The 21,068-nt window shown below is 33.5% G+C and carries 11 protein-coding genes; 10 read left to right on the top strand and 1 reads right to left on the bottom strand.

Features of this window, described 5'->3' with window-relative positions:
* Positions 1–516: 516 nt before the first annotated feature.
* Positions 517–663 (bottom strand): hypothetical protein, encoded by a 147-nt coding sequence (locus GTZ96_RS12445; RefSeq protein WP_181033184.1) that lies wholly within the window; start codon positions 661–663, stop codon positions 517–519.
* A gap of 341 nt (positions 664–1,004) precedes the next feature.
* Here GTZ96_RS12445 and GTZ96_RS12440 point away from each other — a divergent pair, with 341 nt between their 5' ends.
* The 10 genes from GTZ96_RS12440 (at position 1,005) to GTZ96_RS12395 (ending at position 21,019) form a co-directional block, all read left to right on the top strand.
* Entirely contained in the window at positions 1,005–2,252 is a 1,248-nt protein-coding gene (locus GTZ96_RS12440) for a glycoside hydrolase family 27 protein (protein ID WP_207720185.1), read from the top strand.
* A gap of 479 nt (positions 2,253–2,731) precedes the next feature.
* Positions 2,732–4,051, top strand: a complete 1,320-nt coding sequence (locus tag GTZ96_RS12435; protein ID WP_161644241.1) for a sugar porter family MFS transporter — start codon at positions 2,732–2,734, stop codon at positions 4,049–4,051.
* A gap of 4 nt (positions 4,052–4,055) precedes the next feature.
* Positions 4,056–5,657 (top strand): glycoside hydrolase family 32 protein, encoded by a 1,602-nt coding sequence (locus GTZ96_RS12430; protein ID WP_161644240.1) that lies wholly within the window; start codon positions 4,056–4,058, stop codon positions 5,655–5,657.
* A 12-nt stretch (positions 5,658–5,669) separates the two neighbouring features.
* Entirely contained in the window at positions 5,670–8,834 is a 3,165-nt protein-coding gene (locus tag GTZ96_RS12425) for a SusC/RagA family TonB-linked outer membrane protein (protein WP_161644239.1), read from the top strand.
* A gap of 9 nt (positions 8,835–8,843) precedes the next feature.
* The gene (locus GTZ96_RS12420; protein ID WP_161644238.1) at positions 8,844–10,601 is read left to right on the top strand and encodes a RagB/SusD family nutrient uptake outer membrane protein; all 1,758 of its coding nucleotides are present in this window, start codon (positions 8,844–8,846) and stop codon (positions 10,599–10,601) included.
* A 204-nt stretch (positions 10,602–10,805) separates the two neighbouring features.
* Positions 10,806–13,022, top strand: coding sequence for an alpha-galactosidase (locus tag GTZ96_RS12415; RefSeq protein ID WP_161644237.1), 2,217 nt, complete (start codon positions 10,806–10,808; stop codon positions 13,020–13,022).
* 25 nt (positions 13,023–13,047) lie between these two features.
* A complete protein-coding gene (locus GTZ96_RS12410) occupies positions 13,048–13,944 on the top strand; it encodes a carbohydrate kinase family protein (RefSeq protein WP_161644236.1) in 897 nt (298 codons plus the stop codon).
* 85 nt (positions 13,945–14,029) lie between these two features.
* Positions 14,030–16,759, top strand: coding sequence for a hybrid sensor histidine kinase/response regulator transcription factor (locus GTZ96_RS12405; RefSeq protein ID WP_161644235.1), 2,730 nt, complete (start codon positions 14,030–14,032; stop codon positions 16,757–16,759).
* 184 nt (positions 16,760–16,943) lie between these two features.
* Complete coding sequence (locus tag GTZ96_RS12400) at positions 16,944–19,478, top strand: GH32 C-terminal domain-containing protein (RefSeq protein ID WP_161644234.1); 2,535 nt, start codon at positions 16,944–16,946, stop codon at positions 19,476–19,478.
* A 2-nt stretch (positions 19,479–19,480) separates the two neighbouring features.
* The gene (locus tag GTZ96_RS12395; protein ID WP_161644233.1) at positions 19,481–21,019 is read left to right on the top strand and encodes a glycoside hydrolase family 32 protein; all 1,539 of its coding nucleotides are present in this window, start codon (positions 19,481–19,483) and stop codon (positions 21,017–21,019) included.
* The last annotated feature ends 49 nt before the right edge of the window (positions 21,020–21,068 follow it).

Below are 21,068 nucleotides of genomic sequence, written 5' to 3'. Positions count from 1 at the left end.
TAAGTCCAAAACAGATGTAAAAGAGAATTCAGTTTCATTTGTAATAAGCACGTTTTGAAAAAGAGCGTGCTTATTTTTAGCTTTAGAATCAAGCCCTTCAAAAGATATTTTGACGGGCTTTTTTTATGTCGTTATCATCGTCAAATTAAAAGAACTGTTCTAAAAGAATAATAGCATTTAGAAATATAAAATAATCCAATTTTCCAACTGCCTTTCCTTTGGAGAGGGTTGGGGTGAGGTAAACAAAAAACGGTTTTATAATTCTAAAAGAATACACTATCGATTCCTTGAAATAAGATTCTTCTGTTTGACTTACTTACGAAAATAGTTCATAGAAAAAGTATACTATGGTTTCATTTTAATTCAATTTTAAAACAAATAGGATTGAATTCATAGTGTTTTGAAAAATCAATTTGCCTAAAATTTTCACAAAAAAAATATTGTGTTCTTATAAAAAGCATAAGAATGTGTTAAATCCCAATTAAGAAACCAATACCAACATTCATTTTTTGAAAACTAGCGTAACATCATTGTAATTAATGTAACATAATTATAACTACAGCGGTATAGTTTTTCATCTTTTTTAGGTTTTAATCTACTGAAATCAAGTGTTTTGAAAGGAAGATTGTATTGGTTTTGATGTGTTGTATGTAATTGTAACATATTTAAAATATGAAGCTTTTTTTTACGGATATCTTAGCAATTCAAATTAATAATTTTTGATAATGAAAAAAAAAGTTGTTTGTCCTGTGGTTGCTTCATTAGCAGGATTTCTTTTTGGTTTTGATATAATGCTTATTTCAGGAGAAGAAAAGAAGCTGCAAGAGCTTTAGAATTCCTCTGATGCTTTTCATCGGTTTAATATTGTTTAGGGGATGATACGGAGTTTGCCAAACATAAATTTAAAAATATTCGTGAGTTTGATAATGTACAGTTTTTAAAATAGGGATGTCTTTACACTAGGTTTTTAGCCTGTGATATTTTAATAAAAAATACTATAAATAATGAAACAAATTTTTGGACTTATTGTAATGCTACTCTGCTTGAGTTATGGAAGTGTAGAAGCGCAAACCAAATCGGCTAATGGCTCTTTATTGGCACCGACTCCGCCAATGGGTTGGATGACTTGGAACTATTTTGCTGATAATTTTAATGAAAAAGACATACGTGAAATGGCAGATGGCATAGTAAGCAGTGGTATGGCGAAAGCCGGTTATGATCATCTGTTTATTGACGACGGATGGCAGGGCGGAAGAGATAATAGAAACAACATTATTCCTGATCCTGTAAAATTCCCTTCGGGTATAAAAGCACTTGCAGATTATGTGCATAGTAAAGGATTGAAATTAGGAATCTATTCGGACGCAGCACCCTTAACCTGCGGGGGCTATACTGCCAGTTTGAATTTTGAAGAACAGGATGCCAAAACTTTTGCTTCTTGGGGGATTGACTATTTGAAATACGATTATTGCGGTGCTCCCGATGATATGGAAATAGCTAAAACACGTTACAAAAAAATGGCGGATGCTTTGCGTCAAAGCGGACGTGATATTGTGCTGGGTATTTGCGAATGGGGTGATCGTAAACCTTGGCTTTGGGGAGGACAGGTTGGAGGTCAGTTATGGCGTACAACTGGTGATGTCAGAGATAAATGGAGAAGTCTTAAGCCAGTTAAAACAGCTAAAGATTTGCATACTGAGGGAGCCGGAATATTAGATATTGTAGATTTTTCACAGGATTACGCATCCTACGCAGGACCTGGACATTGGAATGATATGGATATGCTTGTGGTTGGGCTTTATGGTAAAAAAGGGCCTTCGGGTGATTTTGGTGGGGTTGGATGTACTGTTGCCGAATACCAAAGCCAGATGAGTCTTTGGTCTATGATGAATTCTCCATTGGCAGCATCTAATGATGTTCGGAATATGAATGCCGAAACCAAACGTATTTTATTAAATGATGAGGTAATTGCTATTAATCAGGATGCTTTGGGCAAACAGGCAGTTTGTAAAATCAAGAATGATACTTGGAGTGTATTTGTAAAACCATTGGCAAATGGTGATGCTGCAATCGCAATTGTAAATCGTTCAGAAACCATCCAGATATCAAAAATAAATTTTACTGAATTGGGATTGAATGAAACTTACGAGATCAAAGATTTATGGGAACACAAAGTGATAGGTAAAGGCAAAAAATGGAATGGTAAGGTACAGCGTCATGAAACAAAGATGTTCCGACTGAAGAAAATATAATACACATGTGCTAAAAGAAAAGTTCTGTTATTCTAGCTCTTTTTGCTTTTGTGTTTTGCGTTGCATTTGCTTGGGAAAATGTTACATAGAAAATATAGTATGGTTTCGTTTTTAATTCAATTTCAGAATAAAATCAGCCAGACTGATAGGTGTTTTGGAAAATCAATTCACTTAAAGTTTTCACAAAAAAATCCTAGCGTTCTCTTAAAAAAGCATCTAAACGGAATAAAAGGGAAATAGAAATGCTAAAAAAGGCTTCTGTTTTTTGAATATTGAGGTAACATCAGTGCAATTGATGTAACGTATTTATAACTATAACGAAATAGATTTTCGTCTTTTTTTGGGGTAAGCTACTGAAATCAGGTGTTTTATAGGAGGGAGTGGTTTTGTAGAAGGAGTTGTAAGTAATTGTTACATATTTAAAATACAAAGCTTTTTTTTACGAATATATTAGTAATTCAATTTAATAATTTTTTATAATGAAAAAAATAGTTGTTTGGTCTGTGATTGCTTCATTAGCAGGATTCCTTTTTGGATTTGATACAGTCGTTATTTCAGGAGCTGATAAAAAGCTACAAGAGCTTTGGAATTCCTCTGATGCTTTTCATGGAACTGTAGTAATGGGAATGGCTTTATGGGGTACTGTTTTTGGAGCCATATTCGGTGGGATACCAACGAATAAAATAGGAAGAAAGAAAACATTGTTATGGATAGGGATATTGTTTTTCTTTTCAGCCATTGGTTCTGCCCTGGCAAATAATCCCTATATTTTTGCTGCTTTCAGATTTGTTGGAGGTCTTGGTGTAGGAGCATCTACAATTGCAGCTCCAGCCTATATTTCTGAAATAGCGCCTGCAAAAGACAGAGGGAAATTGGTTGCTTTTTACCAATTTAATATTGTTTTAGGAATTTTGATGGCGTTCCTTTCTAACTATTTGTTGAGAAATACGGGTGAGAATTCCTGGAGATGGATGATGGGAGTACAAGCTTTCCCTTCCCTTATTTATACGCTGTTCATTTTTACTATACCAAAGAGCCCAAGATGGTTGTTGTCTAAATCCAGAAATGAGGAGGCTAAGAAGGTATTGATATTAATGGGACAGGAAGCAGAGTATGAACAAATGAAAAAGGAGATTGAACTCGATAATAACAATGCTGCTCTGGCAAACGATAATATCTTCCTGAAAAAATACCGTACCCCTTTAATCTTAGCCTTTCTGATTGCCTTTTTCAATCAATTGTCAGGAATTAATGCATTCTTATACTATTCGCCAAGAATTTTTCAGGAAGCAGGCTTGGGAGAAAGTACCGCTTTGTTAAGCAGTATAGGAATTGGAGCCACCAATCTGGTTTTTACGTTAATTGGTGTTTCCCTGATTGACAGATTGGGTAGAAAAGTATTAATGTACATCGGTTCAGTGGGCTATATTATTTCACTGAGTCTTGTTGCCATGGCTTTCTTTTTGAAATGGCAGGGAATCGCTGTTCCGACATTCTTGTTTTTGTTTATTGCTTCCCACGCCATTGGACAGGGTGCTGTAATCTGGGTTTTCATTTCAGAAATTTTCCCGAATCATCTTAGGGCATCCGGACAGGCTTTTGGTAGTACGACCCACTGGATTTTGGCAGCTATAATTCCATCGTTGATTCCGTTTTTATTTTCTACGATAGGTCCCGGAGTGGTGTTTTTGTTCTTTGCTGTAATGATGGTTTTCCAACTCTTGTTTGTTGCGTTTTTAATGCCGGAAACTAAAGGAATTTCTTTAGAAGAATTAAGTAAAAAATTAATAAAACAATAAAGTCATGATTGAAATTAATAAAAAGAGCTACTTCAGATTAGTGTGTAGCGCAATAGGATTTCTGGTTTTGTTTGGATGTAAACAAACTCCGTTTGCAGATAAAAAAGAGTATTCAAATGAAGAACTGTACAGACCAAATTTTCATTTTACACCTAAAAAAGCTTGGATGAATGATCCTAACGGGATGTTTTATTACAACGGCTACTATCATCTTTATTTTCAATATTATCCGGATTCAACAGTTTGGGGACCGATGCATTGGGGACATGCGATAAGTACTGATATGGTGACTTGGACAGAAAAACCAATTGCTATTTATCCGGATGAAAAAGGATATATTTTTTCAGGAAGTGCAGTGGTTGATTTAAAAAACACTTCCGGTTTTGGGAGTCTGAAAAATCCACCTATCGTAGCGATGTTTACCTATCATAATCCTGAGAAGGAGAAAGCCAATGCGCCAGGAGTACAATCTCAGGGAATCGCTTATTCGTTAAATGAAGGCCTGACTTGGACTAAATATAAAAATAACCCAGTGATTGAGTTTCCGAGTAAAAAAGATTTTAGAGATCCAAAAATGACCTGGGATAATATTCATAAACAATGGCTGATGGTTCTGGCTGCTGGGAATAAAACGATGTTTTATGCTTCAAAAAACCTAAAAGATTGGGAACTGCTTTCTGATTTTGGTGAAAATATTGGTGCTCACGGAGGTGTTTGGGAATGTCCTGATTTCTTCCCGCTGCTTGTAGAAGGTTCAGATGAATACAAATGGGTGCTTTTACTGAGTATCAATCCGGGAGGACCTAATGGCGGGTCGGCTACGCAATATTTTGTCGGAGATTTTGACGGTAAGACATTTAAACTGGATGAATCTTTTTCTAAAGACATAAATCAGAAAAAAGGCTTATGGATAGATTATGGAAGAGATAATTATGCTGGGGTTACCTGGTCTAATATTTCAGAAACCGATGGTAGAAAGTTGTTTATGGGTTGGATGTCCAATTGGGAATATGCCCAAAAAGTTCCAACTCAAAAATGGAGAAGCAGTATGACTATGCCAAGAGAATTAAAACTGATTAAAGAGGATAATCATTACAGGGTTTCTTCTCAGCCGGTTAGGGAATTACAAAATTATGTAGCAAAGACCATCAAAAAAGAAACACTTAAAATTAAGGATAAAAAAACAGTCTTAATTGATAAATCGCTGGTTGATTTAACAAAGTTAGACATTCAGTTTACTTTGAAGAACTTGAAGAAAGATGTCTATACATTTTCACTGTCTAATGGTTCCAATAATACCATAAGCTTCGGTATCAATAAAAAAGAGAATTACTTTTTTATTGACAGAAAAAAATCAGGGGATTTGTCTTTTTCAGATGTTTTTGCAAAGCAAATTTCTAAAGCGCCTATTACAAAGGATTTTGATAAAATTGACGTAAGAGTTATCGTTGATAAAACGTCAATTGAAGTCTTTTATAATAATGGAAAAACAGTAATGACAGAAATATTTTTTCCGGAAAAACCAATGGAAACATTTGCTGTTACCAAGGAAAATTTCGACTTCACCATCGAAAACTTAACAATTAACCAATTAAATTTTAACTAAACTATCTAAATTATGAAACGAAAAATCATTCTTTACTTAATTCTAATGGGGTCCTTTTTTTCACTTACGGCCCAAAACATAGGAATAAAAGGAACTGTAACTTCTTCCGAAGACGGAATGTCGTTACCTGGAGTATCTGTTTTGGTCTCCGGAACTAATAAGGGGGTTACAACTGATCTTGATGGTCATTATGAACTTAAAAATGTAGATGCAAAAGCAACTTTGACTTTTAGCTATGTAGGTTTCACCAATCAAACTGTGCAAGTAAATGGACAAGAAACGATTAATGTTGTTTTGAAAACAGAATCGCAACAATTAACTGAAGTTGTTGTAACAGGATATTCTAAAGAACGTAAAGTCGATGTGACCGGTGCTGTTGTTGTTGTTGAAATGAAACCAATCGTGGGTCAAAGTATGAGTTCGGGTAACGCTATGCAGGCTATGCAGGGTAGGGTTGCCGGTTTGTCTATTGAGAAATCAGGAGATCCTAGTGGGACTAGTAGCAAAGTTTTAATTAGAGGGGTAAGTACCTTGGGAAATACAGATCCATTGTATGTAATTGATGGAGTTCCTACGGTAAGACCTGAAGTTTTTGCAAGTTTAAATCCAAGTGCCATAGAGTCGGTTCAGGTATTGAAAGATGCTTCGGCTTCGTCTATTTATGGTTCCAGAGCAGCTAATGGAGTTATCATAGTAACCACAAAGAATGCCTCAAAAGGAGGAGCTATGAGTGTTTCTTATAGTACTAGTGTTTCTGCAATGTCAGAGAAAAAACAAAGATATGATATGCTTAATTCAGTGGATCGTGGAAAAGTTTTATGGCAAGCTTCAGTTAATGATGGAGCGAAACCAGAAGATGGTTATGGAGAAATCTATAATTTTGACTGGAATCAGAATTTGAGTAAGCCGGTTTTAAATAGTGTGTCGGTTAAGCCTTATGTTGGGGGTAATACTAATGTTCCTGCAGGTGATACTAATTGGCAGGATGTAGTGTATAAAACAGGGTTTGTTGTCAATAATGATTTGTCTGTTTCCGGAGGTTCAGATAAAATGAATGCGATGTTGAATTTAGGGTATTTAGACAATACAGGAATGTTGAGATACACGAATTATGAAAGATATACTGCAAGATTAAATACTAATTTTAAATTGTTTAATGATAAGGTTAGATTTGGTGTTAATACACAGTTTACACAGTCTAATGAAAAATTAGCGGCTAATGATGTAGGAAATTCTCCGGTTCCTGCTCTAGCTATTTCATTAGCACCAACAATTCCTGTTTATACAAATTCTGGTGGATATGGAGGACCATTAGGTTCTGGTTATTCTGATAGAAATAACCCTTTGTTGATGCAATTTTTAAACCGATGGGATAATACAAGGAGAGTTTCTTTATATGGAAATGTTTTTACAGAAATAGATCTGATAAAAAATCTTACTTATAGAAATAGTATTGGTATTGATTTTAATGATTTCAGCAGAAAAGACATTGAGCCAATGGTTAGTAATGGATCTGTTAACAGAACTAATAATAGCTTAACTTACGATACCAACAAGTATTCTAGTTTAACGATATCCAATACTTTAAGTTATAATGTAAAACTTTCAAATCATAAAATTGGTGTTGTCGTAGGGGTAGAATCGGTTAAAACAGATTTTAATAGTTTATTAGCCCGTGCAGAGAATTTTGCTGTAGAAACAGAATCGTATTTTGTTTTATCGGCTGCTTCTGGAGCCAGAACATCAAATGGTCTTACAACAGGAAGTAGATTGCTTTCTCAGTTTGGAAAATTAAATTATGCGTTTTCTGATAAATATTTGGCAACTTTTACTATAAGACGAGATGGTTCTTCTCGATTTGGAGCAGATAACAGATATGGTATTTTTCCAGCTGCTACAGTAGGATGGAAAATCAACAATGAAGATTTCTTGAAAAATGTTAAAGCAATTTCGTCATTAAAACTTCGTGCAGGTTATGGTGAGGTAGGAAATCAATCCATTGGAGATTTTGCCAGTTTAGGGTTGTATGAAGCCAGATATGGGGCTAATCAAAATGTTTTTATTCCTGATTTTTTTAATATTTATTATAATGTAGGAACGGCTTATGATTTGGGTGGAATTAATACAGGGAATTTACCATCTGGTTTTGTTTCTATACAAGCGGCCAATTCAGGATTGAAATGGGAATCTACTAAAGAGATAAATGTTGGTTTGGATTTTGCTTTTTTGGATAACAAATTATCAGGTTCGTTTGATTATTTTACCAGAAAAACAGACGGGATATTAATTAAACCACCAGTTGCTTCAGTTTTAGGAGAAGGACAACAGCGTTTTGTGAATGGAGCATCTACTTCGAATAAAGGTTGGGAATTAGTTTTAGGATACTCAGATACTTTAGAGAATGGATTGAATTTTAATGTTACCACTAACTTTGGTGCTACTAAAAACAAAATAACAGCATTACCTGAAGAAGTGAGAACAGCTTATCCGGGAACAGCAGCTAATTCTATCGTTGGTCATTCCCAGTTTGAAGTTTTTGGATACAAAACCGATGGTTTGTTCCAATCGCAAGCAGATATTGATTCTCATGCTACACAAGTAGCTCCTAGATTAGGAGGCATTAAATATGTGGATATTAGTGGTCTTAATGGAGTTCCTGATGGAAAAATAGATTCTAATGACAGAACTTTTATAGGTTCAACACAACCAAAATTAGAATATGGTATTAATATTAGTTTGGCTTATAAAAATATGGATATGTCCATCTTTGGTTCAGGAGTGACAGGAAGAAAAGGAGTTGATCCTTATATTTATTGGAATAATTTTGTTCAAGGTAGAGAAAATGCGGGTCCAGGAACGCTTAATGCTTGGACACCAACAAATACCAATACTGATGTTCCGTCTCTTTCATTGGCACATAATGACAATCAGATGTCAGAATATTTTTTAAGAAACAATTCTTATTTCAAAGTTAGAAACATACAAATCGGGTATTCACTACCAGAAAGTATAACTGAAAAAACTGGTTTCATCACTCGTTGTAGAATATACGCCCAAGGGGAGAACTTATTTTGGTTAACTCCAAAAGGATATATAGGTTCTGATCCGGAACGTACAAACATAAATAGAATACCAGTGCCTACTACATTCTCATTAGGTGTAAACTTAAACTTTTAATTAATTCCCATGAAAAAATATAATAAAATAGTTATTAGCTTTTTGTCAATTTTATTTTTGGCATCATGTAGCTCAGATTTTTTAGATTATGAACCTAAAGGAGTATTGACACCAGATCAAGTTGCTACTTTAGCCAATGCGGATGCTCTTGTTAATGCTGCCTATGCTGCTATTGGAAATGATGAAATGATTGGACCTATTACAAGTCAATGGGTTTATGGTAGTGTGCGTTCTGACGATGCCTACAAAGGTGGAGGAGGTCGATCAGATGTTGATGTGATTGATACCTATGAACAATACAATACTACTATTGCTGATTATGGAGACTGGATGCTTCCTAGAACCTGGACAAATCATTATAAAGCGATTTCCAGAGCTAATTTTGCTCTATCTGTAATCAATGCTATTCCGGATGCAGATTATCCGTTAAAGAAAACCAGACAGGCAGAATTACGTTTTTTAAGAGCTCACTCTTATTTTATGTTGAAGTTATTATTTAATAAAGTTCCGTTTATTACAGAAGATCTTACTAAGGAGCAAATTTTGAAAACTTCAAATGATTTATCTTCAGATGCATTATGGAATAAAATTGCCGAAGATTTTATTTTTGCACATGATAATTTACCTCCTTCACAAGATCAAGTGGGTAGAGCTGATAAAAATGCTGCATCGGCTTATTTAGCAAAACTGAGATTGTATCAAGCGTATGAACAAAATGCGGATCACCAAGTTACAGGAATTAATGCTGCCAGATTGCAGGAAGTTATCAACTATGCTAACGAGGTAACGGGAAGTTTAGAGCCTGATTACGGTTTCAATTTCTTAGATGGTCATGACAATGGACCAGAATCTATTTGGGCTGTTCAATTTTCTATCAATGATGGAACTAATACAGGAAGAGTAAGTTTTGTTACAGGATTGAATTCACCTCATGGAACCCCTCTTTATGGATGTTGTGGTTTTCACCTGGCGAGTCAAAATATGGTGAATGCTTTCAAAACTGATCCTGTTACAGGTTTACCGTTATTGGATACTTTTAATACTTCAGATATTTATACTGCAGTAGATGGTAGTGGTAAATCATCATTAACCGCAGGAGTAACACTTGATCCAAGAATTGATCATACAGTAGGAATTCCTGGAAGACCATTTAAATATAAAAATACGCTGAAAACATCAGGAGATATGGTTTATAACTTTAGCTGGGCTAGAGATCCTGGAGTTTATGGTTTCTTTGGTAATATGAAAGAGCAACAATCGCCAGACTGTTCTTGTTACGTTAAAAACGGACCTTTCGTAGGTACTTCTAAAAACGTGGATTTTATCAGATATGCAGATGTATTATTGTTCAAAGCAGAAGCATTAATTCAATTGAATAGACAAGATGAGGCACTACCAATTATTAATCAAATAAGAGCAAGAGCGGCAGCCAGTACAGCAATGCCATTGGCGGCAGGAGCTTCAAATGTTTATAAAATGGGGCAATATCTTTCTTTTCCTGATAAAGCCTATGCTTTGAAAGCACTTAAATTTGAAAGAAGATTGGAGTTTGGAATGGAAGGACCTCGCTTTTTTGACCTTGTTAGATGGGGGGAAGCTGAGCAAGTTTTAAATGCTTATCTTGCTGTTGAAAAAAATCCAAATAGAGCTAATAAAAGTTTCCTTTCAAGTGCTCATTTTACAGCTGGTAGAGATGAGTATTATCCAATACCTCAAAGGGAAATTGATTTTACTGGAGGATTATACAAACAAAATCCTAAGTATTAAAAATAAGGTTAATAATGGTTGTTTAAATTAGTTGAATCAGATTAAGGGCGAGTTTCTACTTGCCCTTAGCTGTTTCTTAATTTTGAATCTAAATAGGTGTTGAATGTGCTTTGTTTAGAAGGTGTTTTAGTTGATTTCAATGGAATAACACATCATGCACATTAAAAACATTCAAAAAAAATCAGCGTTTTAAAAACAAGAATTATGAAAAAGGAAAGAGTAAAATATTTGAATAGAATCATGTTTTTTTGTGGTTTTGTGTTAGGTATAGCTGATGTATCAGCACAAACAATCATTCCTATCTCCACCGAAAATAATGTGTTATTGATGCAAACAGACAATAACAATAGATTGAGAACGGTGTATTTTGGGAAACCGCTTGAAAACGAAAGTGAGTATAAGGCTGTTGCTGCAAATTATAATTATGATGAATCCAATGCTGGAATTTATAATTCGGCGTACACTCCTGCGGGGACTTGGAATCTTTCTGAGCCTGCGATTCAGGTAAAACATGCTGATGGAAATCCGTCGTTGGAGTTGAAGTATGTGAGTCATAAAAAAGAAAAAATAGATGCCAATACTACGATTACCAGTATTCTTTTGAAAGATCCTGCTTATCCGTTTGAGGTGACTTTGTTTTATAAAGTTTGGGAAAAAGAAAATATAATCGAGCAATGGACCGAAATAAAACACAAAGAGAAAAAACCGGTGGTATTGCAAAAATATGCTTCGGCTAATTTATACTTTGCCAATAAAGATTTTTATCTGACTAGTTTTCAAGGAGAATATCTAAAAGAAATGCAGCCTGCTGAAACCAAACTTTTACAAGGAATAAGAACGGTGGATTCTAAATTGGGGACCAGAGCGATGTTGTTACAAACGCCTAATTTTATAGTTTCATTTGGCAAACCAGCTTCAGAAAATGAAGGAACTGTTATGTTAGGACAGTTGGCATGGAGTAGTAATTTTAAATTAGATTTCGAAATTGATTCCCATAAAAATCTTCGTCTTATTGCGGGAATCAACCCGTTTGCTTCTGAATATGCATTGGCACCAAACGAAACTTTTAAGACACCTTCTTTAATTTATGCTTTATCGAATAATGGTACAGGGGAAGCCAGTAGAAATTTACACAATTGGGCCAGAAAATATAGGATATTGGATGGTCAGGGAGAGCGCCTTACTTTATTGAACAATTGGGAGGCGACCTATTTTGATTTTGATGAAAATAAAATAAAAGCCTTATTTAAAGACGCTAAAGATTTGGGTGTCGATATGTTTTTATTGGATGATGGCTGGTTTGGCAATAAATATCCACGAAATAATGACGATGCAGGATTGGGAGACTGGCAGGAAAATAAAAAGAAGCTGCCAAGCGGACTGGGTTATTTGGTGAAAGAAGCTCAAAAAGAAGGAGTTAAATTTGGTATTTGGATTGAACCTGAAATGGTAAATCCAAGAAGTGAATTGTATGAAAAACATTTGGATTGGGTAATACGACAACCGGAAAGACCTGAAATCTATTATAGAAATCAGTTGGTGCTGGATTTGTCGAATCCAGAAGTTCAGGATTTTGTTTTTGGCATCGTGGATGATTTGTTTGTGAAAAATCCCGAATTGGCTTTCATCAAATGGGATTGTAATGCGGTTATTTATAACGCGTATTCGGCTTATCTACATAAAAAAGGAATTCCTCAGTCTAATCTGTATGTAGATTATATTAAAGGATTGTATAAAGTACTGCAACGCATTCGTGCCAAATATCCAAAAGTTCCCATGATGTTGTGCTCGGGTGGTGGTGGTCGTGGTGATTATGAATTTTTGAAATATTTCACCGAGTTTTGGCCAAGTGATGACACCGAGCCTGTAGAGCGCATATTTCTGCAATGGGATTATTCGTACTTCTTTCCTTCTATCGCGACAGATAATCACGTTACCGATTGGGGAAAACAGCCTCTGAAATTTAGAGTGGACGTGGCCAGTATGGGTAAATTAGGGTTCGATATTGTAGCTGGAAAATTAGATGCCAATGACAAAATATTTTGTAAACAAGCCATCAGTAATTATAACACATTCAAAGATATCGTATGGCATGGCGATATGTTTCGTTTGGTTAATCCGCATGAAAATGATATTGCGGCATTGATGTATGTAAATGAAAATAAAAGTAAAGCCGTTGTTTTTAACTATTTGGTGAACAACAGATTTAGCATTACAGCGACTAAACGACCGGTAGTTTTTAATGGTTTGGATCCAAAGAAAAAATATACGGTAAAAGAAATTAACCTGTATCCGGGAGTAACTTCAACACTTGTTGCTGACAGGGTGTTTACGGGGGATTTTTTAATGAAAGCGGGGTTCAATTCCAATGTTACTTTACAAAGAACAAGTGTGGTGTTAGAAATCAATGAGGTGAAATAATTTAGAGTTTAAAATTTTAGAAAAAATGAATAAAAAAAAATCATTAAACGTTGTTTGCTTCGGCGAGGTTTTATGGGATCTTTTTCCGACGCATAAAAAAATAGGCGGTGCTCCTTTGAATGTTGCGCTTCGAATGAATTCTTTAGGGGTAAAAACAACGATGATAAGCCGTGTTGGTGCTGATGAAGACGGAAATGGAATTCTGTCTTTTGTAAATGAACAAGGTGTCAGCTCCGATGCTATTCAAGTAGGTGCAGATTATAATACAGGAGTGGTTCATGTAATGGTTAATGATAAAGGAAATGCTTCTTATGACATTCACTATCCCTCTTCCTGGGATAAAATTGTGCCGACAAAAGAAATGGATAAAAAAGTTTCGGCAGCAGATGCCTTTGTTTTTGGAAGTTTGATTTGCCGTGATGAGGTTTCCAGATCGACGCTGTATGGTCTTTTGGACAAGGCAAAATATAAAGTTTTGGATGCCAATTTGAGAGCGCCATATTATACGGCAGAAGTGCTTCTTGAATTAATGTCTAAGGCTGATTTTATTAAGCTTAATGATGAAGAACTACATGAGATAAGCCAATTGTTAGAATCACCGTATCATTCTTTTGAACAGAACATTAAATTCATTGCTGAAAAAACAAATACAAAACATGTTTGTGTAACCAAAGGTGCTTTTGGGGCAGTTTTGTATTACAATGATAAGTTTTATTACAACAGTGGTTATTTTATAAAAGTGGTGGATACCGTTGGAGCTGGGGATTCTTTTCTGGCATCTTTGATTGTGAGATTGTTGAGAGGTAAATCGCCGCAAAAATCCTTGAACTATGCCTGTGCCATTGGTGCATTAGTGGCAGGTCACGAAGGAGCCAATCCTAAGATTTCCGACAAAGAAATCAAAAAGTTTATGATGGTTTAATTATCAATAGACTGCAATGGTAGATTATACCATTGCAGTCTATTGATAATTGCACACATTTATATAACCTACTCTTTAAAAAAAAATGTTAAGAAAAATATATTATAGCTGTCTGATAATTAGTCTTTTTATTTTGGGTTCTTGTAATCCATATACTAAAAATAAGGGTAAAATTTCTATTGGGTTTTCTCAAAGTATTTCTGAAGAAGATAGTTGGAGAAAATCTATGGATAATACAATGAAGGTAGAGGCTTCATTACATCCCGAAGTAGATTTGACCATTTATAATGCCAATAATAGTACCCAAAAGCAAATTAGTGATATTGAAAAAATGATTGATAATCATTTAGATGTTATTATTGTTGCTCCATATGGTTCGGATTCTATAGTTCCTGTTATAGAGAAAGCACATAAAAAAGGAATTCCAGTTATTATTGTAGATCGAAAAGTAAACACATCCAATTATACTGCTTTTTTAGGGGCTGATAATGTCGAAGTAGGTCGAATAGCGGGGAAATATATTGTTTATAAATCTAAGGCTCGTGAGAATATACTTGAAATCAAAGCAACAACAGATATTTCGCCAGGATTGGAGCGAAGTTTGGGGTTTAAGCAAATTATAGATCAATATCCTAATATTAAAAAAACAAGTATAACAGCAGAAAATTTGAGTTCGCTAAATGATAAATTTAGTAAGGCTTTAGATAGTTTGCCAAAAATAGATTATGTTTTTGCTTTTAATGATATTATTGCTCTTCAAGTATGGGAAGTTGCTAAACAAAAAGGAAAAGAAAAGAATATAAAATTTATTGGAATAGATGGACTTAATGGTCCAAATGGAGGTATTCAGGCGGTTAAAGACGGTAAGTTAACTGCAACTATCTTATATCCAACTGGTGGTAGTGAAGCTATAAAGCTGGCTCTTAAAATAGCAAACAAAGAAGTAGTCCCTAAAAATAATAAATTAGCCACGGTATTGATTGATTCATTAAATGCAGATATAATGAGCAATCAATTTGATAAAATATCCCAACAGCAATCAAATATTGAGACACAGCTAAATGTTATTGATAATCAGGAAAAAAAATATATAACACTATATAATTTAATGAAATTATTGGTTTTTTTTTCAGTAACTATTTTCTGTTTGGCTCTTTTTAGTGCGTACTCTATAATTTCCATTAGGAAAAAGAAAAGACAATTAGAAATAACAAATAAAAAAGTAACTAATCAACGCCAACAAATTGAAAAATTCGCTGAAAAACTTAAGATTAGTAACGAAGGGAAAATAAATTTTTTCACGGGGATATCACATGAATTTAAAACTCCATTGACTTTAATATTGAGTTGTGTAGAATCCTTGAATGATGAGTTGAAAAACAAAAGTCATTATGTTAAGAAGGATTTAGATATTATGTATAATAATTCGATGCGACTGCTGAGATTGATTAATCAACTTTTAGATTTTCGAAAAATCGAAAATGAGAAATTCAATATTAAAGTATCCAAAACGAACCTTTGGGGTTTTTCTAAAAATTTGTTTAAGGAGTTTGAACGTGAGGCAACAAAAAGAAATATCAAGTATACGATTACAACAAATGATGAAAATCTGGATGTTTATTTAGATAAAAATTTGATGGACAAAGTGTATTATAATTTATTGTCTAACAGTTTTAAATTTACTCCAAATGGTGGAACTATTGGAATAATTATAAACAAAAAAGCCAAAAAAAATCTAGTTGAAATTATCTTTAAAGATTCGGGAATTGGGATCCCTGAAAATGAAATAATCGAATTATTTAATCCTTTTTTTAAAGGCTCAAATAATTATAAAAATGGTTCAGGCATTGGGTTAAATCTATCAAAGACTTTTATCGATTTGCATAAAGGTTCTATCGAAGTTAAATCAGGTATAGGGACTGAATTTATAATATTGTTACAATTAGGTACGGATCATTTTAATAAGAAACAAATTATTAGTGATTCAGACTATAATGATGAAAATCAGGAGGAAAAATATAATATAGAATCAGTAGAAGTCACTAAGGAAATAGAAGAGGTATCCGATAAAAAACATTCAATTTTGATAATTGAAGATAATATAGAGCTCCTTGAGTTTATTGCTGCAAAATTGAATAGTGATTATAATGTATTTAAATCTGATGGTAAGAATTCTATTGAAACGGCTTTAGAGATAATGCCAGATATTATTTTGTGCGATTTGAATTTACCTGAAAAAAATGGTTTCGAAATATGTGACATATTGAAGAAGAATATATTAACATCTCATATTCCAACGATTATTTTGACAGCCTTAGATGATCAAGATACTTATATTAGATCATTAGAAGCAGGTGCTGATTTATTCTTAACAAAACCATTTAATCTTAAAGTATTAAAAGAATCTATAAAAGGTTTGTTGTATAACCGAGAGAAGTTAAGATATTATTATAATAATATTGATGAATCAGAAGTAAACTCTCTAAGTGTAATAGAAAAAGTATTTTTAAATAAAATAGACGTCTTATTAGAAAAAAACATTGATAATTCTTCTTTCTCTGTTGAAGAATTGGCTAGTTGTTTAAACATTTCAAGAGTTCAACTGTATAGAAAAGTAAAAGCCGTTTTAGGTATTGGAATTAGTGATTACATCAATAATTATAGATTAGAAAAAGCAAAAGAATTAATGAAAACTACCTCATTAAATATTTCTGAAATTGCTTATTCTTGTGGTTTTGCTTCACCAAATTATTTCTCTACAACTTTTAAAAATAAGTATTCCATCTCTCCAAAAGACTTTAGAAACAATATTTAATGTAAAAAGAATGTAACATTTTTATAGAAAGTATAATTTTAACCCTTTTTTATTGCTGTGTAATTAATGAAATAACAGCTTAAGTTCTTGTTTCATAAAGAAATATGTTTATTTTTTATTGATGTAACAATACTTAAATCCTTCTCAGGTATACTGTTCTAATTTTATATAAAACAAATATAAAATGAAAAAGTATACTACTATTATTCTGTTATCATTGTTGGTTTTAGGATGTGGTTCGAAAAAACACGCAGACGATACTACACCGCCACCAACAACAAATGAAACCGCTGAACTTATATCTTTTAAGTTTAATGAGTCATCTGGTCAAACAATTAACGAAACAAAAACCAATGCTACTTTTAGTATAAATGGACCTTCAGGTTCAGCTGAGCGTATTACTGGTGTTGAAGGCAAAGCGTTGAGAGTTAATGGTTTTTATGGATGGGCAACTGGCAAAATAAATGTTAGTTATCCAACCAATAAAGTTTGTGTGACTGCTTGGGTTGCTCCATCAGCTTTTCCTGTACAAAGAAAGGATTTAGATCAATTGTCTGAAAACACAAACGCTTCGTTGTTTTCAAATGTAAATACCACTACTAATGCCGGTGTTGCTTTAGGGATAGATCAATATGGTAGAATAATTGGGCAATTTAAAGTGGGTACAGCAATAGTTACTATTATTTCAGACCAACAAATTGAACTTAAAAAGTGGAGTTTTGTTTCTTTAAATATAAATGGGCTGTCAGGTTTAGCTTCGTTGTATTTAAATGGTGCTAAAGTTAAAGCCATTGCTTTTACATCAGGGAATATTGTCTGGGATAATAATGCAACTATTTATATAGGAAAAGAATCAAAAATTAAAACTATTGCAGGTTTTGATACTAATGGTTTAACAGGAGCTATTGATCAGGTTTCTTTATGGGGTAAAGATTTAACCGATGCAGAAATTCTAACTCAATATAATAAAGTAAGTCCTTCAATTCCAAATCTTAAAATTCCAATTGAAACTAGATTTGCAGATGATATTCACAGACCTAAATATCATTTACTTCCTTCATCAGCCTGGACAAATGAATCCCACGGACTGTTATATATTGATAATAAATACCATTTATTCAGTCAAAGAAATTACAATGGCCCTTACTTAGAACATATCAATTGGGGACATTATGTGAGTAGTGATTTAGTAAGCTGGGAAGAGAAAACACAGGTGTTGTGGCCACAGCCTGGATTTGATGAAGTAGGTATTTGGTCTGGTCATGCGGTAATTAAAAACGGACAACCTTATATTTTTTATACTGGTGTAAATAAAGCCAAAGCAGGAATTGGATTAGCGACTTCTTCTGCTCCTTATGATTCTTGGACAAAAAATGGCGCTCCAATTATTTCCAGTGTGCCTTCAAATATAGCGAATGCCGATTTTAGAGATCCATTTGTATTTCAACACAATTCAGATTGGTACATGATGGTTGGTACAGGATTAAGAACCGGAACAGCAAGAGGAGGATTGTTTTTATATAAGTCTATATCGACTGATTTTAAGCAATGGAGTCAACAGGGTACTATGTTAGAAGGAGATCCTTCGGCAGATGGAACAGGTGATTTTTGGGAAATGCCTGTCTATTATAATTTTGGTGCTAAGTCAATTGTTTTGATTAATAAATTACCAAATGCAAATGCATTGTATTGGACAGGTAGTTTTGATGGGGCAAAATTCATTAGAGATAATGTTGTGCCTGAACGTTTAGAGGTTATTAATCAGCTTTTGTCTCCATCAATACATCCTGATGCAAATGGAAATTTAACTGCAATTGGAATTGTTCCTGATGGAGTCAATTCTGCTAAACACAAACAGCAGGGTTGGGCGCATGTTTTTAGTTTACCTCGCGTTTGGACATTGGTTAATAATAAAATTAAGCAAGTACCTCATCCTAATTTACTACAACTTAGAGGTACTTCAAAAAACTTTACCAATGTTTCTTTTGATCAAAATAGTTCAAATGTTTTAAATGGAGCTAGTGGTACTCAATATGAAATTGTGGCAACTATAAATCCTGGTACTACAACTAAAGTAGGTTTTTCGTTAAATAAAAACTTAGCTATTGGAGAACAAACTCTTATTTACTATGATATGGTTTCTAAAAGTTTTGTTGTAGATAGGAGTAAATCTTCCATTTTACCAGATGTACCAACTTCAAATCAATCTTCAAATTATGAATTGCCAGCAGGAGATATTAGATGGAGAATTTTTGTAGATGCTTCTATCATTGAAGTCTTTGTTAATGAGGAATTGGCTTTTGCAACCCGATCTTTTCCTTCAGCAGGAAGCAATCAAATTGATTTGTATGCTCAAGGAGGAACCGCGATTGCGACAGACTTAAAAATTTATAATATTCAAGGTGGTGGTACTGCATCTGTTTCTAAAAATGTTGAATCAAAAGAGGATACAATCCATCCTGTTGTTTATCCAAATCCTTCCAGTGAGAATTTTAATTTCAAATTTTATAACATAGAGAAAACTACCGCAGTTGCTGCTTATGTTTTTGATATTAATGGATTTCCAGTTAAAAAAATTGAAAAACTAATAGACAGTGAAAATCCTATAGTTAACTGGAATGGTTATATGGATAATGGTATGAAAGCTAGAGAAGGGGTTTATATAATAAAAGGCTTTGTAGAGAATGATTTGTTTGACGCTAAAATAATTATAAAATAGATATGGAAAAATTTAGAAAAATATTCAAGATTGAATTAATGATGCTGTTTGTAGTTTTCTTGCTAAGTAACAGCCTACAATCTCAGACTGATGAGATAAAGGAAGAGTTTAGACCAAAATTACATTTCACCCCCGAAAAAAATTGGATCAATGATCCTAATGGAATGTTTTATTATGATGGAGAATACCATTTGTTTTATCAATACAATCCTTATGGTACTAAATGGGGACATATGAGTTGGGGACATGCGGTAAGTACTGATTTAATAAAATGGAATCATTTGCCAGTAGCTCTTGAAGAAGAAAATGGAGTGATGATTTTCTCCGGTTCAGCAGTAGTGGATTGGAATAACTCCAGTGGTTTTGGATCTGGATCAAAACCACCCATTGTGGCAATTTATACAAGTTATGATGCTAAAACAGGATTTCAACATCAAAGTATTGCCTATAGTAATGATAAGGGAAGAACATTTACGAAATATAAAGGGAATCCAGTTTTGAATATCAATAGTAAAGAGTTTAGAGATCCAAAAGTTTTTTGGTATGAGCCAGAACAAAAATGGATTATGACTCTTGCTTTATCCACTGAACATAAAATACAATTTTATAGTTCTAAAAATTTAAAAGACTGGAATTTAATGAGTGAATTTGGGCCTAAAGGAGTAATTACCGGAGTGTGGGAATGTCCGGACTTATTTACATTGAAATATAAAGGAAAAACAAAATGGGTTTTAGGAGTTAATTTAGGAAGCGGTAGTATCGCTGGTGGATCTGGATTACAATATTTCATTGGAGAATTTGATGGAAAAAACTTCGTTGCTGATCAATCCGTTTCAGGAAAAAGTAATGAGGTGAACTATATCGATTATGGAAAAGATTTCTATGCTGCTGTAACATGGAATGGAGCACCAGATAAAAAGGGAACTAAAACATGGTTAGGCTGGATGAATAATTGGCAATACGCTAATGAAATTCCAACGAATGGCTGGAGAGGTTCTATGTCTTTACCAAGAAAATTAATCTTAGATAAAGAACAGGGAAAGTATATTATCAGGCAAGAAGCTGTTCAATCAGTTGAAAATTATATTAAATCAAAAACTAATCTTAAAGGAGAAACTTTAGCCAGAGTCAATCAAAAAATTGAAGAACTAGATTTAAAAGAATTGACATTTGAAATGACTTATGAATTTGAACCTAGTAAAATAAATGGTCATTTAGAATTTGAAATACTAAATAATGACAAAAGTCTCTTTCAATTAACTTTTAATAAAAGCACAAATGAATTTGTTGTAAAAAGAGTAGACAACAAACTAAAAGATGAATTTCAATCCACCCAAAAAATTACACTTTCAAATAATGCGGATAAATGTATTAATGTCCGATTGTTTTTGGATAAAAATTCTGTTGAAGTTTTTATAAATGATGGAAGATATGTCTTTACGAATGTAATATTCCCTAAAGATTTTAATACTAAAATTCATTTCAGTTCAATTGATGATTCAATGTCTAAAATGAAGACAATTACAATATCAAAATATTAAAATTTTATCCAAAGCTAGTCAGTTGAATTTGAATCAGTCAATAAATTAT

It is taken from the genome of Flavobacterium undicola, assembly GCF_009909155.2.
Taxonomy (GTDB): Bacteria; Bacteroidota; Bacteroidia; order Flavobacteriales; family Flavobacteriaceae; genus Flavobacterium; species Flavobacterium undicola.
The sequence above is the reverse complement of the archived record's forward strand: the minus strand, read 5'-3'. Positions and strand labels throughout refer to the sequence as shown.